Annotated in this window: 16 protein-coding genes and 2 pseudogenes; 9 read left to right on the forward strand and 9 right to left on the reverse strand. The window is 67.8% G+C overall.

Going from position 1 to position 15,681, the window contains the following annotated elements; all coding sequences use genetic code 11:
• Positions 1–261: 261 nt before the first annotated feature.
• Both L3078_RS13425 and L3078_RS13430 read right to left on the reverse strand, forming a co-directional pair.
• Complete coding sequence (locus tag L3078_RS13425; RefSeq protein WP_239753788.1) at positions 262–1,539, reverse strand: hypothetical protein; 1,278 nt, start codon at positions 1,537–1,539, stop codon at positions 262–264.
• A 35-nt stretch (positions 1,540–1,574) separates the two neighbouring features.
• Positions 1,575–2,048, reverse strand: coding sequence for a RipA family octameric membrane protein (locus tag L3078_RS13430; RefSeq protein ID WP_239753789.1), 474 nt, complete (start codon positions 2,046–2,048; stop codon positions 1,575–1,577).
• Between the two features lie 562 nt (positions 2,049–2,610).
• Between L3078_RS13430 and L3078_RS13435 the strand changes: the two are divergent.
• Positions 2,611–3,504: pseudogene (locus L3078_RS13435) on the forward strand (IS256 family transposase); the annotation flags it as partial.
• Between the two features lie 405 nt (positions 3,505–3,909).
• Positions 3,910–4,191: a hypothetical protein gene (locus tag L3078_RS13440; protein ID WP_239760754.1), complete on the forward strand. Its 282-nt coding sequence runs from the start codon at positions 3,910–3,912 to the stop codon at positions 4,189–4,191.
• 50 nt (positions 4,192–4,241) lie between these two features.
• On the opposite strand, the gene L3078_RS13445 is transcribed toward L3078_RS13440, so the two are convergent.
• The gene (locus tag L3078_RS13445) at positions 4,242–4,751 is read right to left on the reverse strand and encodes a NucA/NucB deoxyribonuclease domain-containing protein (protein ID WP_239753792.1); all 510 of its coding nucleotides are present in this window, start codon (positions 4,749–4,751) and stop codon (positions 4,242–4,244) included.
• Between the two features lie 174 nt (positions 4,752–4,925).
• Here L3078_RS13445 and L3078_RS13450 point away from each other — a divergent pair, with 174 nt between their 5' ends.
• Positions 4,926–5,126 (forward strand): hypothetical protein, encoded by a 201-nt coding sequence (locus tag L3078_RS13450; protein ID WP_239753794.1) that lies wholly within the window; start codon positions 4,926–4,928, stop codon positions 5,124–5,126.
• 775 nt (positions 5,127–5,901) lie between these two features.
• Here L3078_RS13450 and L3078_RS13455 read toward each other — a convergent pair.
• Complete coding sequence (locus tag L3078_RS13455) at positions 5,902–6,042, reverse strand: hypothetical protein (RefSeq protein WP_239753796.1); 141 nt, start codon at positions 6,040–6,042, stop codon at positions 5,902–5,904.
• Positions 6,043–6,143: 101 nt separating this feature from the next.
• On the opposite strand from L3078_RS13455, the gene L3078_RS13460 reads away from it, so the two are divergent.
• Positions 6,144–6,407, forward strand: a complete 264-nt coding sequence (locus tag L3078_RS13460) for a hypothetical protein (protein WP_239753798.1) — start codon at positions 6,144–6,146, stop codon at positions 6,405–6,407.
• A gap of 28 nt (positions 6,408–6,435) precedes the next feature.
• On the opposite strand, the gene L3078_RS13465 is transcribed toward L3078_RS13460, so the two are convergent.
• The gene (locus L3078_RS13465; RefSeq protein WP_239753800.1) at positions 6,436–6,663 is read right to left on the reverse strand and encodes a hypothetical protein; all 228 of its coding nucleotides are present in this window, start codon (positions 6,661–6,663) and stop codon (positions 6,436–6,438) included.
• A gap of 119 nt (positions 6,664–6,782) precedes the next feature.
• Entirely contained in the window at positions 6,783–7,349 is a 567-nt protein-coding gene (locus L3078_RS13470; RefSeq protein ID WP_225615707.1) for a tellurium resistance protein, read from the reverse strand.
• A gap of 383 nt (positions 7,350–7,732) precedes the next feature.
• On the opposite strand from L3078_RS13470, the gene L3078_RS13475 reads away from it, so the two are divergent.
• From L3078_RS13475 to L3078_RS13495, 5 genes are read left to right on the forward strand one after another with little or no spacing between them, the layout of a single operon-like run.
• Positions 7,733–9,127 (forward strand): hypothetical protein, encoded by a 1,395-nt coding sequence (locus L3078_RS13475; protein ID WP_239753801.1) that lies wholly within the window; start codon positions 7,733–7,735, stop codon positions 9,125–9,127.
• Positions 9,124–9,627 carry a hypothetical protein gene (locus L3078_RS13480; protein WP_045558016.1) on the forward strand — a complete coding sequence of 168 codons (504 nt, stop codon included), beginning with the start codon at positions 9,124–9,126 and terminating at the stop codon, positions 9,625–9,627. Before L3078_RS13475 ends, L3078_RS13480 begins: the two co-directional genes overlap by 4 nt.
• Before the next feature lie 56 nt (positions 9,628–9,683).
• A complete protein-coding gene (locus L3078_RS13485) occupies positions 9,684–10,349 on the forward strand; it encodes a vWA domain-containing protein (RefSeq protein ID WP_239753802.1) in 666 nt (221 codons plus the stop codon).
• 8 nt (positions 10,350–10,357) lie between these two features.
• The gene (locus tag L3078_RS13490; RefSeq protein WP_239753803.1) at positions 10,358–11,533 is read left to right on the forward strand and encodes a protein phosphatase 2C domain-containing protein; all 1,176 of its coding nucleotides are present in this window, start codon (positions 10,358–10,360) and stop codon (positions 11,531–11,533) included.
• Positions 11,530–12,483: a hypothetical protein gene (locus L3078_RS13495; RefSeq protein WP_239753804.1), complete on the forward strand. Its 954-nt coding sequence runs from the start codon at positions 11,530–11,532 to the stop codon at positions 12,481–12,483. The genes L3078_RS13490 and L3078_RS13495 overlap by 4 nt, the downstream gene beginning before the upstream one ends.
• Before the next feature lie 25 nt (positions 12,484–12,508).
• Here L3078_RS13495 and L3078_RS13500 read toward each other — a convergent pair.
• From L3078_RS13500 to L3078_RS13510, 3 genes and pseudogenes are all read right to left on the reverse strand, one after another.
• A pseudogene (locus L3078_RS13500) lies at positions 12,509–13,316 on the reverse strand (IS5 family transposase).
• A 99-nt stretch (positions 13,317–13,415) separates the two neighbouring features.
• Positions 13,416–14,330, reverse strand: coding sequence for a transposase (locus L3078_RS13505; protein WP_239760302.1), 915 nt, complete (start codon positions 14,328–14,330; stop codon positions 13,416–13,418).
• 342 nt (positions 14,331–14,672) lie between these two features.
• Positions 14,673–15,635, reverse strand: a complete 963-nt coding sequence (locus tag L3078_RS13510; protein WP_239753805.1) for an electron transfer flavoprotein subunit alpha/FixB family protein — start codon at positions 15,633–15,635, stop codon at positions 14,673–14,675.
• Between the last annotated feature and the right edge of the window lie 46 nt (positions 15,636–15,681).

Below are 15,681 nucleotides of genomic sequence, written 5' to 3' on the forward strand. Positions count from 1 at the left end.
CAGGCGCCCCGTTCTGGTATACGCCCGAGGCGGCGATGCTACATGGGCCGACGCTTCCTTGCGAGCGACATAGGGTGGCCCCTCTCCCACCGAAAAGCCTCGCCCGACCACCAGTGACCCTTCCGTGTTCCCTCGGCGGTTCCAGCACGGTGGAGGCGACTGGGGCGGCTGCCGCTCCCGCTGGTGCTGAGACGGAGGTGCATTGGGTGCGCTGGTGGTACTGGCCAAGTACCACCAGCGGGGCAGGGAGCAAGCTCGGTGTCAGCCCCGTTGCGGCTCCTCCCGCTGGGCGAGGTGACGGTCCGCTGCGCGCAGATAGCCGCGGACCGTGGTGATCCCCGTCGCCACGAGCAGCGTCCTGCCCTCCTGATCGAAGCTTACGAGGCTCCCCGGGCCAGGATCCTCGCCGGGCAGATAACCCGCTGCGGCCAGGGCGCTCGCCGTGATCTGCCAGGACTGGAACGGCTGGGCCTCCGGGCCCCTGGCCCATGCGCGCACGGCCGCGAGCGGTATCAGAAACAGACTCACGACCAGCAAGAGCCAACGCTCGTCAGAGGATTGCACCGTCACCGCTCTGGTGGTCGGGGCGAGCGGCGTCAGAACGAACAACTTCTGTTGCTGTCCTGTCAGCCGTATGTGGGTGAATTCCCAGAGGGTGCTGGGGGCTTTGGAAGGGACGGCGAACACGCAGCGCGCGTCCGAGATCATCCGTGTCACGACGTCCTTCCAACCCGTGTCCGGCAGGTAGACCCGCACGGCACCGGACGGGGCGATGCGGTCAGCGGGATTGCCGAGGGTGACGAACGGGAGCCACTTGGCGGGCATGGCGGCGACGAGGGCACTCTCCAGATTCGCTGAGTCCTGCCCGGTGCTTTGCCCGAAGGGCTGGTGTTCCGACTCGAACGGCCGCAGATACAGGGTCCGGGGCGTCATAACCGCTTGCGCCGGATCGGACTTGAGCCGGTTTGCGGCCTCCACGAACAATACTGCCGTCCCCAGGACGGCGAAAAAGGACGGGATGGTCCACACGAGTCCCGTCCAGCGCTCGACGCCGTGGGAGTGCATGGCTTCGCGTCCGACATAGAAGCTCGTTGCGGGAGCAAGCAGGGCTGTCGCGGCGGCCAGCGTATTCAGGCATCGGACGCCGATCGCGTTAAGAGTTCCGCGTGGTCCCGTACGACGGCGAGGTCGCAGAAGGATACAAGTCAGCAGAATCGATGACGATCCCAGCACAGCGCCCAGGGGAGCACCGACCGCAGAATCGGTGAAGGTGGAGGAGAAGTCGGTGTGGTCGAAGACGATCACCGCGTAGGTCGAACAGAGAACGAGAAACGGCGCAAGCAGGAACCAGTGGCGAGACCGAGGGCCTGGCAGCATTCCTCGCCCACGCAGCACTCGTTCGGCCAGCCCCATACCCGCGGCGGTGAGAAGTATCCCGGTATAGAAGCCCGGCAGAGCGAGCACGAAAAAACCGACTCCATCGAGTATCGACTGAAAAATCAGCTTCGTAGTGCCCCAGATCAGCTCCGGAGTGCTCATGTGCCCTCGCCCCGTTATATTGCCGCCCGCAGCAGTCATACGGACAGCGTGCCTGCGAACAACAGGAGGTGAGCCCCGGCGAACACGATGGGAACCACCCGTTCCGAGGTACCGAGTTCGGCGTAACGGCCGCGCCAGCCACGTTTGCGGTCCCTCTGGAGCACTTGCCACTCATCGGCGAAAATCTGTACAGGGAGCCGCTCTTCGAGCCGGTTGATGACGACGAACTTGGCCCGGTTCAGGTCTCGGTAGCTACGCAGTTGCATCCACCAGGTCGCGGAAAGCGCGACCCCTGCCAGCGCGAGTGCCAGAGCAATCCACCAGGGAGAGGGCTCGACCTGCGGCCTGCTGAAACCGATAAGGGTCACCATCGCGCTCTGCACGGACAAGAAGAAGGCGTTGGCAATTCCCCGACGCGACGAAACCCGGTCCGCCATCTCCACGGCGAGCTTGTACAGCTCCAGATCGTCGGACGATTCCGCATCGGGAACGGGTGAGGACGTGTCCACCTGGCACCCCAAGGACTCGTTCCGGGGGGCATCCCGCCTCCGCCGGCGACTACTCCGGTTGGCCGTCACGCGGGTATGACCTGCACGGAGTCCGCACGGATAAAGTCGATGTTCCAAGCCGCGAGCTGCTCGAAGTGCGTCGCGCTGACGGCCGCACCGAGATTTCTGCCCACATGGCGCCCCCTAGTTGTCCCGGGCCACGGGCCGTTCCTACCGTCCCGCGTACGGCGAGTACACGGGATCGGCGTGCGCCGGGATGAGGCCAGTCTCGGTGAGCCTAACGCCTGCCGTACATACGACAGTTGGCCCATTCAGTCCCACCAGCGGGACCACAGCCGTGGGTGGGGCGCTGGGATCGGGCACTGCTTAGGTAGGGAGTGGAGGGCCTCCTCGGTCAGCGCACTCATCCGGCATCTCCTCGGCCCTGGGGGTGCGTCCTTGGAAGTGGTGTACGGGTTCGACCTGATCCGGGGGTTTGCTCCGGCTTCAGAGTGAGGCCCGCATAGACGAACGGTCACCGGCTGATCTTCGAAGTGTCGAAGCCTCGAAGGAGATCAGCACGATGACCGCTCCAGACAGTCTGCCCCTGCACGCCCTCATGTCCGCGGAGGCGGATGCCGTCTGCAACGCCGAATACGGGCAGGTCAGCGACGAACGCGTCAACCACCGCAACGGCTACCGGCCACGCGAGTGGGACACCCGCGCCGGCACCGTCGAGCTCGCCGTCCCCAAGCTGAGGCAGGGCAGTTACTTCCCGCACTGGCTCCTGGAACGCAGGCGGCGGGCCGAGCAGGCACTCATCAGCGTGGTCGCCACCGCCTACCTGCTCGGTGTGTCCACCCGGCGGTCGAGAAGCTCGCCGAGTCCCTTGGGGTCACCCAGCTGTCGAACTCCCAGGTCAGTGCGATGGCCCGGCACCTGGACGAGCAGGTCGCCGCGTTCCGCAACCGGCCGCTGGACGCCGGGCCGTATGCGTTCGTCTGGGTGGACGCGCTGACCCAGAAGGTCCGCGAGGGCGGCCGCATCATCAACGTCCACGCGCTGATCGCGGTCGGCGTCAACGCCGACGGACACCGCGAGATCCTCGGCATCGACGTCGCCACGGCCGAGGACGGCGCGGGCTGGCTGGCCTTCCTGCGCCCACTGATCGCCCTCGGCCTGTCCGGGATCCAGTTCGTCATCTCGGACGCGCACGCCGGCCCCGTCGATGCCATCGGCGCCGTTCTGCCTGGCGCGTCGTGACAGCGCTGCCGCACCCACTACGCCCGCAACCTGCTGAGCCAGGTTCCGAAATCGGCCCAGCCGTGGGTGGCCACGCTGCTGCGGACGGTCTTCGAACAGCCCGACACCGACGCCGTCCGAGCACAGATGGCACACGTCTTGGACGCCCTGGAGGCCAAGTTCCCCAAAGCAGCGGCCCACTTACACCTCCCAGCACGACCTGCAGGCCTTCACCCTCGGCCTGGGCACGGCTCACCAGCTCGTCGATCAGCTGGTCGCCCACGGCCTTCGCCGACACCGCCGCTGCCGACCCGGCAGCCTCGTGCTCGGGCACGTTCTCACTGGTCATCGATGCATCTTCCATGATCGGGAGTTACACCGAACGATTTGCAGTCCCCCGCCCTTACCCGGGTTAGCGTGGAGGCGGCGATCGAGGAGTAGGAGTGCCATGTCTGAGCCCCGGATGGTACGGGAGCAGGAACTCGAACCCGAGGTGGATTTCTACGGGATGTGCCTACAGGATGCGGAGTCCGCCCAGGTCGCGTATCCAGGTGGCCGCGTCATGGACGAGGGCGTGTTCGTAACTGCCCACCCTGGGCGGGTCGATATCGAGAGCGCTGGTCATACTCACACGCCGGCGATGACCACTCAGGTGTGGGACGGCGAACCGCCCCTGGACACCAGTCGCGTGTGGGACCAGCGAGCTGACACCACCGTGCGATCCGCGACGGGCACCCTGGAGGTGTGGGCGGTGGCGTACGGCCCGATCGAGGATGTGATCGAACTGGGGGCTTCCGAGCGGGACTGGCACGTGCGGGTCTACTGCTCCGGCCGAGACGAGGTGGCTCGCGTCATCGAGGAGGAAGGGATCGCCGAGGGCGTCGAGCGCTACCTCGTGCAGTTCTGGCCCCAGCAGGCGTGAGAGTCGGCCCTGGGGGGGACGCCCCCCAGGGCTACCTGGCATTCACTCCGCTATTTGATGGTGACGTAGAAGCCGTCGTCGTCGCCGTCGAGAATGCGATTGAGCGTCATGAACTGTCCGAGAAGATTGCCGGCGTTGCCGTTGTCTGTCTTCGCCAGCGGCAGGACGGAGAAGTTGTTCTTCGGGGCGGAGGGCTCGTACGTCTTCTGAGCGCAGCCCTCATAGGTGGTCGCGAAGGGGTACTCGTCGCACTCCTTCCCGCCCTTGGCGTAGTCGTTGCCGAACGCCTTCTTGCACGCGCTCACCGCGGTGGATCGATTCTTCTTGCGGCGTGCGTTGTCGTGGTAGAGCCGACGCAGCGGCGACTGCGGGCTCGCCCCAGGGACCTTCTTGCCGGCGTTGGCCGGCTTGGTGCTGCCCGGCTTGGTGAACGCGGTCTTGATGTGGTTGGCGACCGCCCTCTCCGGAGAGCCGGCCTTGGTGCTGTAGACCAGCGGGACGAGATAGGTGAAAACTGCTCCCCCTGGGCCTTCTTGGGGAGATACGAAGCCTTGTCCCACCGGGGCGGCAGGAAGAACAGCGTCCCGCTCAGCTCCCCTGCCGCCGTGTAGCCGGGAGGCGGAGTTATCACAGCAGACGCTTCGAAGACGGAGGCGACAGCGTCAGCGGGCTTGGACCCCTGGCCTGCGGCGGCCTTCAGGACACGAGTGAATCCCGCGGGCTGCTGAGCGGCGATGACATCGAAGCTCCGCGCCCCAGGCACCGCGCCGGTCTGGGTGACCTTCGCGGTGCTCGGCCACACCTTGGGTATTTTCACCGACGGCTTGATCATCATGGCCGATGTGGGCAACACACCAGTCTTCTGCATCTTGGTGAAGTACTGGGTGACACGTACGTCGCGGCTGTCCTTCGCTATCGTGCCGACCGATAGATAGACGAACTGAGTCTCGCCTACGGGCCGGCCGTTCTGCGACCACACAGTGAAGAACACCGCACCGGAGCAGGAAGCGAAGCGCGACTTGAAGAAGAACTTCTTGTCCGTGCCCAAGCCCTTGATGCACTCCTGGGGCGTCATCGTGCGAGCGGGCTCGGGATAGGTCACCGGCGGATCAGCCACCGCGGAGCGCTGGCTGCTGACGCGCCCGTACCTGGACGCCGGACCGACGACCTCGGGAGCATGCACGGAACCGGTGAACGCTTCACGCTCCTTGACGAGCAGGTCTTTACCTCCCGCCCGCTGAAGATCGGACAGCGAGGGAAGTCGCGTCCCTACCGGCAGGACACTGGTGTGCATTTCTCTGCTTGGCGGTGTGGCCGCGGCCGGTGATGCCACCGGCAGAGCAGAAGCAGCTACCAGGACACCGGTCGCCGCAGTGATGGAAAAGGTTCGACGAAACGTCACTTCATAATCCCCGTTTGCCTGATGAGGCTGCACACCACCACGCCCCGCAGAACAGTCGGCACGGAGGCTCATCTGGCGCGCAGCAAAGGATGACGACAGCCCCAAGGGGCTCAGGCCGCCCTGGGAACTCCACACTTCATCGAACACGCGTGCCAATCAAGGCAATTTGAGACGTGTGCTCACCACGGCGTGACCGGGAATGCGGGCGTGGGCTCTTGTCGGTCCTGTGGTCGGGTGGGCCCCATGCCGCCGCCACATACGCGCAGCGGACCCAGAGCGTGACTATGCGGGCCGCGTGCTGCCCGGGGTCAGCCGAGGGCGTCGATGGCCTTCACGACCAGAGCCTGCGCATCGGCCCCGTACACGGCCAGTTCTGCGAGCCAGGCGAACGCCCGTAAGTACATGTCGAGTTCGCTCGGCGCCATGACGGTCACCTGCGTGGCGAACATCTCGCCCAAGGTGGCGTCTTCGTGTCTTCCCAGCCGTCGGCTGCCCCAGGCGCTCACGGGCCTGTTCACCCAGGCGCAGCCACGTTGTTACTCTCCGCGCCATGTCGCATGCAGCAGCGCGGGAGATGCGCTCTCCGATCCGGTCGATCCACCCGTACGTACCCGCGGTTGAACAACAGGGCGATGTGATCTGCTCGATGGCGTTGCGCGACGAGTGCGAGCACAAGCTCGTCGCGGAGGTACGCCCCGAGTTCAGAGACGGCACCTCCCCTCGCTGGCGGGTGTGCGGCGAGTGGCTGACCAGTCATCCGTCAGCCATCGCCCACATCACCGCGAACGGCTTCCAGGAGCCCGTCATCCCGTGACAGGGCAACACCGAAACCCCGGCAAGGACTACGCCGGCCGATACACCGCCTGACCGGGGTCCGGCCTCACGATGAGGCCCTCATCGGCCAGTTCCCGCAGGATGCGGCGGGCCTCCTTGCCAGCTGCCTCGCCGCTCGTCGGCTCGTACCCGGCGACGCGCAAGGCCAGGACAGCGCGTTCGGTGTCCCAGGTGCCGGCCAACGCCTGGATCACCGCGGCGAGCGCCTGCTTGTGCGTCAGCGCCTTCTCGGTCATCTCACCCTCCCCTTCCGGAAAACCGCCACAGCATGGCACACGACGGCACGGCCCCTGCCCGCCAGCCGGACCAGCGCAAAGCGGAAGCCGAAGAGACTGCCTTTCGGGAAGCGGCCACGCTACAGAGAAGGCTTGAACCCGGGCACCCACTCGAAGCCGAAGCCGTAGGCACGGTCGATGAGTTCTTGGTTCGACGACCAGGCATCGGCCGTGAACCAGCGCACTTCGCGCCGCAGGTCGAGGGTGTCACGCCCTGGGGTCAGCAGCGCGATGGCGCACGAAGTGGCCCCGGCCGGGGAGTCGTCGAGGTGGATCCGCCAAGTACCGCTCGGCGCGCTGATGGTGACGACGCCACCCAGTGTCCGGAAGTCGACTGCGCCCTCGTAGATGTACACATAGACGAGGAGCTTGGTGAACTGGCGCCGATGCTCCAGGCTGATCCGCAGCGTCTCCCCGTCCGAGGTCTCGCCGGTCCGGTCGTCCTGGTCGATGCTGACATAGGGCCAGGCGTCCAGATCGCCGAACGTCTCCCCGAGGGGCTGCACAGCGGCTCCCACGCCGTCGCGGGTGAGAACCAGGCAGCCCAGATCGAGATCGGCCTCGGAGGTGACCGACCAGTTGAGGTTCACCTGGAGGACTCCCCGGCCCACGATCTCGGCACGTGGCGTCCGTCGCGTGAGTTCCACCGCAACCGGAGGCGGCGATTGCGCCGTCCCTCTCGGCGTGCGCCTCTCGGTCTCGGCGGGAGGCCCGCCACCGCCCAGGTGGATGACACCCCGTCGTCTACCGTCACCACTCAACGAGGCCCCCAAGTTCAGCACATCGTTTGATACCGCTTCGTGACACCCATCCGCTGATGCGATTGTCGTCTAGTATGGCGCGCCTGGTGAAGAAGATGTAAAAGTCTCCACCAGTTCGTTCTGCGCTGCGGGGGGCAAGCGCCACTGGGGCAAGCCTGACCGTTGCCGCGCTTGATCGGCGAGTACGTCCCGGCGTTCACCGGGCAGGGGTGGGAATGTTCGCGGGGACACAACTGGATCAAGGGGTGACGGCACGTCACCTCGAAGACATGGCGCAGGACCCTGCGCTCGCACCGCGCGCCGAGGAACTGCGCGCACTGGCACAGGCGCTCGGCTCAACCGACACGCAGGCCCTCGACGCATGGGCCGACCTGGACCTGATGACACACTTCGCCCGGCCCGAGAGCATCGCCGAGCCGGTGGTCGACAGCCGAGGCGCGCGGTTCAACTCGGCACTGGACTGGATCCTGGGAGCCTTGGTCTTCCTGCCCCTGCTGTTCACCTGGTTCGGACTGTGGCAGGCGTCCAGCGCGTACGGGGCGCTCACGGGCGACGATCCCAAGGCCGCCGGCCGGCCCTTCCTCCAGCTGTGGCAGTCCGGGTTCGACGGGCACCTGGGTGAGGCCTTCCGGTTCGGGCACGTCGCTGTCTTCGGTTGCCTGAGCCTCGCGATGCTCTTCGTCCTCACCGCCGTCCACGGCTACCGGCGCACCGCTGCCGAACGCGACGAGGAGCAGGCGCGCGTCCGTACCCGAGCGGCCCTCGCCCGCCTGGCGCCGGTCCTCACCCGGGCCCAACTCGCACTGAACGCCCATCGATTCGCATCCCCGCAGCGCTTCGCCGCGGAGCTCAATTCGGCAGCGGGCCGACTTCAGCGCATGCAGACCAAGGCCATCGCCACACAGGAAGAACTCACCCGGGCCGCCCAGGTGGTGGGCGAGGCCATGGACAAGGCGGAGCAGCGCCTCGCCCAGGCAGAGTCGTATGTGCGGCCGATCGAGCAGGTCGTGTTGCGCATGGAGGAGACCGTGCGGGACAGCGGCACGGCCATCCAGGCCGCCGTGCAGGGCCTGGACGATCCGGTGACGCAGGCCGGCCGGCGACTGGCCGACGCCGTCAGCGGACAGACCGGCGTGCTCGACAAGGCGCTGGAGGAAGTGCGGGTGGCCGGGGACGGTATGCGCGATCTCCTCGCCCGGACCGCGGATCGGCTGGAGGCGGCGGTCGGCGCCAACGGCAGCAGCGTCCACCAGGCATTGTCGGACGCGGCGCAGCAGGTCGAGGACTCCCTGACCGTACTGGCGGCGTCGCAGCGCGGGTTCACCACCGGCGTCGAGGTCGTCGCGGATGTCAACGGCCGGCTGCTCAACGACCTCGGCTCGGTGGCCGAGCGCACCGGTGAGGCCGCGGAGGTCTCCCGCGAGGCTCTGCTCGGCATCGAGGCCCGCAGCCAGGCCCTTCACGAAGCAGCCGACCGCTTCACCGGCGTCACCGACGCTTTGGTACGGGCGCTGCGCGAGACCGAGACGGCCCGCGCCGAGACCGAGACGGCGCGGAGCGAGGCTGAGGCGGCGCGGGCCGGGGCCGAGGCCGCCCAGAAGCGGGCCGAGGACGAGCTGCGGCAGGCGAGGGAACTGCGGGCCGGAATCGGATCCGCACGGTGAGCCCGGTGAGAAGAGGGTTCCGCTTCACCCCGCTGCATCTCGCCGGATGGCTCTTCGCCGACATGCTGCTCGTGCTCGCCCTCGTGTCCATGGGCGACCGGGGCGATCCGCTGGCCGCACAGGCCGCCACCCGTCCTTCTCCGTCCGCCTCGTCGGGCGACGCCGAGTCGTCGCCCACACCGAGTCCGACTCCGCAGGGCCCCCGGTCCGTGGAGCGCAAGCCGGTGAAGGTCCACGTGACGGCCGCGGTCGGTGACAGGACGCGGATGGTGAAGCAACTCCGGTCGGCCACCGCCCGCTACGAGGGTCGCGCCGCCGCCTTCGTGATGACCTTCGGCCATGCCGTCGAGCCCAGTGACGGTCAGGCGTACGCGCGCGAGATCAACAAGGCTCTGCGCAAGGCGCGACCGGACATGTTCACCGACGCGACGACGCGGGACTTCTGGAACGGCGGTACCGCGGGCGCGGCCGATCTGGAGATCTACTTCTACACCCGTTGACATTCCCCACCTCATGACGGCTGCGCCGTCACCCACGCCTACGCTCAGGAGAGTCCATGCAGATCCTGCCCTTCTACATGGTGTGCGACGAGTCCGGTTCCATGGCGGGAACCGGGGTCGACGCCATCAACTCGGCCCTGCCCGACCTACACCAGGAGATCAGCACCAATCCGAGTGTCGCGGACAAGACCCGTTTCGCCCTGATCGGGTTCTCCACCCAGGCCTCCGTGCTGCAGCCGCTCGCGGACCTGAGCGAGCTGACGCAGCTGCCTTCTCTCTCGGCTGGAGGCGTGACCTCCTTCGGAGCCGCCTTCACGCTGCTCAAGGACACCATCGAGAAGGATGTCGCGGCACTGAAGGCGGACGGCCACGACGTCTACCGGCCCGTGGTCTTCTTCCTGTCCGACGGCAACCCGACGGACAACGGCTGGCGTACGGCGCTCAAGGAGCTGGAGGCGTTCCGCTACGCCCCGAAGATCATTGCCTTCGGAATCAGCGACGCCGACGCCGCCATCATCACGGAGGTGGCCAACTTCAAGGCGTTCATCCAGCAGGACGCCTCCATCACGCCGGCCGTCGCGCTGCGCGAGTTCGCCTCCAGCCTCACCCGGTCCATCGTGAGCTCGGCGACCAGTATGTCCGCACAGGGCGGCGACGGGTTCCAACTGCAGGTCGACGAGCAGGTGCCCGGTTTCACGAGCCTCTCCCTCGACAAGCTGTGAGCGGCCCGATGAACCACGACGCGTCCCACGACGTGTACGGCGAACCGGGTCACGACCCCCGCCGCACGGGCGGACCCGCCGATCCCGACGGCCTCGACGCGCACATCGCGGGCCTGCCGTACGGCGTCATGGCACCCGAGATCCTCCCTGGAGTGCCTGAGGCCGCAGTGCCCACGGCACCGACGACCCCCCAGGCATATGAGGTTGCCGTGCCGTTCACGGAGCCGGAGACGAAGACTGAGCCGGGGCCGGGGCCGGAGACGGAGCGCCTGCGAGGAGTGCCGACGCACGTCGGCAATCGCCCGCCCAGTTATCCGCCTCATCCACTGGGCCGCCCCTCCGTGCGGGACTCGGACCTTTTCGCACCCTTCTCTCCCGTAGTCCTGCTGGACGGGGCCCAGATCGGGAGACTGACCGTGCGTGCCGTCTCCGTGCGGGGCGACTCCCACAACTGGGAGGGCAGTTGCCGCCAGGACGCCATGGCGGTGACGCGGATCGGCCCACCGGAGGCGGAGCTGCTCCTGCTGGCCGTCGCTGACGGGGTGGGCTCCGCCCTGTACTCACATGTGGGCTCCTACCAGTTCTCGCGCCTCACCGCCGTCTACTTGGACCGGGAGGCCGAGAACATCCACGCGGCCCTGTGCGCCGGCGATGGGGAAGAGCTGCGCGTCCTGGCGACCAAGGCCGTCGCCGGCGCGGCCGCCGAACTGCGCTCCGGGTGGGCGCGCACCGCCCAGCACCAGCCCCGGCCCTATGCCGATCAGGACTACGCCACCACGCTGCACGTCCTCCTGGTGCCCACCGACGCGCGCATCCGTGACCGTGTGCTGTTCAGCGTGGGCGACGGCGGCCTGTTCGTACTGCGTGACGGCCGCTGGGAGCAGGGGGATCCGGAGGGAGGCGAGGATCTCCTGGACACCCGCACCGAGGCTCTCCCGCACGCCTACCGCAGCGTCAAGGCCACGGTGCTGCGTACCGCGCCGGGTGAGGTCCTTCTGTTGGGCACCGACGGCATCACCAACCCGCTCACCCAGAAGGACCCGGAGTTCGCGCGCCACCTGGCCGGGGCCTGGGGCGGGCCGGAGGTCCCTTCTCTGTCCGACTTCCTGTGGCAGGCGCAGACCCGGGCCAAGTCCTACGACGACGACCGGACCGTCATCTGCGTGTGGGAGGAGCAGGGATGAGTGCACAGGATGGCGGCGACGTCGCCCGCTCGTCGCTCACGCTGGGGAACCGGGTCGGCAGCGGCGGCCAGGGCGAGGTGCACGCCATCGGTGACGGATCACTGCTCTACAAGGAGTACAAGGACCCGTCCAAGGTCAACGGCCATGCGCTCGCGGACCTCGTCTCGTTCCGGCAGGGGCTCGGCCAGGCCGATCGGGTCCGCTTCGACGCGCTGGCAGCTTGGCCGCTGTGCCGGGTTGTCGACGGGGGCCGGACGCTCGGTTTCCTCATGCGGCGGGCCCCGTCCTCCATGACGTGGCGCACCGCGACCGGGACGACGAAACTCCTGGAGTTGCAGTACCTGATCAGGCCTCCGAAAGTGGCCTGGCAGGAGGTGTCGCAGCCGACGCCCGACCAGCGCAGGACTCTCGCCCTGGCCTGTGTCGAGGCCATCGGCTGGTTCCACGACGCCGGTCTGGTGATCGGTGACATCTCACAGGCCAACGTCCTGTGGTGCCTCAAACCCGAACCCGCCGTCCACTTCCTCGACTGCGACGGCTTCCGCCGGGTGGGGCGAGACGCTGTTCAGGCCCAGGCCGCCACTCCCGACTGGAACGATCCGCTCGCCCCGTCCACCGAGGCGAGCGTCGACACGGACGCCTACAAGACAGCCCTCACCGCGGGGCGCATCCTCGCGCAGGATCCGTACGCCAGACCGGACCAGCAGCTGCGGCCCGTCCCCGGCTGCCTCAACGAGCGCCAGGCCGCCGCGGCGGGGAAGCTTTTCACCCAGGCCGCGGGCGAGCGCGGAACCCGGCCTCGTCCCAGTGAGTGGCAGACGGCGCTGAGCGACCGGGGCACCATCACCCTCACCGCGGCATCGCCCAGACCCAGGCCCGCCATCGACCACACGGTCCTCGACGGGTTGCGCGACCGAACGCCGATCAACCTGCGGGCACCGAGGCAGTGAAGAAGCCCTTCCATAAGACGTCATTTCACTTGGTGAGTCGGCGGTGACATATGAGGGTGGCGGCGATGGCGGTGAACGCGAGGAAGTGTTCCGGCTTGCGCTCGTAGCGGCGGTGGAGGCGTCGGCAGCCAGACAGCCAGGACACGGTCCGCTCCACGACCCAGCGGTGCCGGCCCAGGCTTTGGGACGACTCGACGCCCTTGCGGGCGAGACGGTGCGGGATGCCGCGGGAAGCGAGCCATTGCCGCAGGTAGCGGTAGTCGTATCCCTTGTCGCCAGCAGCTTGCCGGGCCGCCGGCGTCGGGGTCCGCGTCGCGAACGGATGGGCGGGATACCGCGGACCAGCGGGATGAGTGCCTGGCTGTCGTGAAGGTTGGCGGCGGAGATGCCGACCGACAGAGGCAGGCCCTGGCGGTCCACAATGAGGTGGATTTTCGATCCCCTTTTGCCGCGGTCGGTCGGATTCGGTCCCGTCAGCTGCCCCCTTTGAGGGCACGGACGCTGACGGAGTCGATTGCGCACCGCGACCAGTCAAGGCCACCCCGGGCACCGAGTTCGTCCAGGACCAGGCGGTGCAGCTTGGCCCACACCCTGGCCTCTGTCCACTCGGTGAACCGCCGGAAGGCGGTGACCCCCGACAGCCCGAAGCCCGGCGGCAGTTGGTTCCAGGTGCAGCCCGAGGTGGCCACGAAGACGATCGCGGCCAGCGCCTCGCGGTCCCCTCGCCGGCGGTGCCCTCCACCCTGCGGGCGAACCGGTGCCGGCGGCACCACCCGCTGGAACAACGTCCACAACTCTTCCGGCGCCATCCGCTCGACAAGCGCAGCAGTCATCACCCCAGACTGCCGCAAGATCACGCCAACTGAAATGACGTCTAACGAGTTGGTGCGTGATAGCGGGTGAGGCGTGTTTGGCCTGGGCGTGACCTGTACTCAGACGTTGATGGTGCGGTCGGAGACGAGGCTGGCAATGGCGCGGTAGGTGTCGGGCAGGCAGTCGCGGCGGTGGGTCCAGCGCGTCAGTTGTTTCCAGCGTTTGTGGTCGGCGAGGGCATGTTCGACGGTGATGCGGTCGGAGGAGTGTTCGTGGCGGTCGCGTTCCCACTGCTGGACTCTGCCGGGCAGTGCTCCGGGCCGGGGTTTTCTGGGTGGGGTGATGGCTTGTCCGCGGTGGTCGCGGCTCAGGCCGAGGTAGCCGTCGTCCAAGAGGACCTCGACGTCGGGGAAGTGCTGGAAGCAGACGGCGATGCCCTCGTTGCGGGCGGCCGTGGCATCGTGCATACGACCAGGCCGCAGGGTGTCGGTCCATAACGTGCGGCCCCGCCAGTCGGCGATGACGGTGGCCTTCATGGTGTTCTGCTTCTTCTTCCCGGAGACGAATGCGCGCCGTCCGCCGCGGCCGGCCGGTGGTCGGCGGACCTGGATCTCAGTGGCATCCAGGCGCAGCTCGATGCCCTCGGCCTGGGCGTAGGCGAAGACGTCCGCCAATGTCCGAAGTCGCAGGCTGGGGCGGTCGGGGACCGCGCACCCCCGCGTGGCCAGGAGCGTACGTATCTCTGCGATCGCACGGGTGATGGTCGAACGGTCGACACCGAACAGCAGCCCCAGGACTGAGTGCGGCAGGTCGTGCCGTAGATGGATCAGTGTGGCCACCAGCCGGTCGACGAAGACCAGCTGGTGGCGGGCGCCGGCTCCCGCTGCCCGCTTCCTGGCCCCACCTCGTGCAGCATGGCGACGACCCTCGACTCCGGCTTGCCACGGCACCGCCAACTCCTCGATCAGGCAGGCGAGGTGACGCCGAGAGATCCCTGTGAACAGCCGGTGGGCCAGCACCGCCCGATTGACCATGATCGTCACAGACGGATCATGCCACCGGCCAGGCACGACGCCTCACCCGCTATCACGCACCAACTCGTAAGGGCGGCGCATTGAGTGGCAGACGAGTCGGGCTGTACGCCCAGTATTGCCCCGCTCAGCGAGCCCTCGCACCGACCTGCACCTTTACCGATATCCGGCCGACGGTTTCACCCTCTGGGACTTCCCAGGGACTTTCAGCCGAAGTCCGTGAACCACGCAGGCCGTATCGCCGAGTGCTGAGCTGGGGCCCGGTATGTCTGCGGCTGTAGGAACGCAGCCCCACCTCTGCGGGGTGATGGTGAAGAACTCCTCCAGCAGGCCTACATACGGTCTTCAGCCCTTGCGAATCCTGATCCCCTCGGTGAGCTGCGGGACGACGTCGAAGAGGTCGCCGACGACGCCGTAGTCGACGAGGTCGAAGATCGGGGCCTCGGCGTCCTTGTTGATCGCCACGATCGTCTTGGAGGTCTGCATGCCGGCGCGGTGCTGGATCGCGCCGGAGATGCCGGAGGCGATGTACAGCTGCGGCGAGACGGACTTGCCGGTCTGGCCGACCTGGTTGGTGTGCGGGTACCAGCCCGCGTCCACCGCGGCACGGGAGGCGCCCACCGCCGCGCCGAGGGAGTCGGCGAGGGCTTCGATGAGGGCGAAGTTCTCGGAGCCGTTGACACCGCGACCGCCGGAGACCACGATCGCGGCCTCGGTCAGCTCCGGACGACCGGTGGACTCGCGCGGGGTGCGGCCGGTGACCTTGGTGCCGGTGGCCAACCCTCCGAACGTCACGTTCAGTTCGGAGACGGTGCCGGCGGCCGGGGCGGCCTCCACGGCGGCCGAGTTGGGCTTGACCGTGATGACCGGGGTGCCCTTGGAGACACGGGACTTGGTGGTGAAGGAGGCGGCGAACACCGACTGGGTGGCCACCGGGCCCTCGTCGCCGGCCTCGAGGTCGACGGCGTCGGTGATGATGCCCGAGCCGATGCGCAGCGCCAGCCGCGCGGCGATCTCCTTGCCCTCCGCGGAGGACGGGACCAGGACGGCGGACGCGGGGACGGCCTCGACGGCGGCCTGCAACGCGTCCACCTTGGGCACGACCAGGTAGTCGGCGTACTCGGAGGCCTCGTGGGTCAGCACCTTGACGGCGCCGTGCTCGGCGAGCGCGGCGGCGGTGTCACCGGCGCCGTTGCCCAGCGCGACGGCGACCGGCTCACCGATACGGCGGGCCAGGGTCAGCAGCTCCAGGGTGGGCTTGCGGACGGCACCGTCCACGTGGTCGACGTAGACGAGAACTTCAGCCATGGGAAAGCAACTCCAACGGGATCAGATGAACTTATGGCTCGCGAGG

It is taken from the genome of Streptomyces deccanensis, assembly GCF_022385335.1.
GTDB classification, from domain to species: domain Bacteria; phylum Actinomycetota; class Actinomycetes; order Streptomycetales; family Streptomycetaceae; genus Streptomyces; species Streptomyces deccanensis.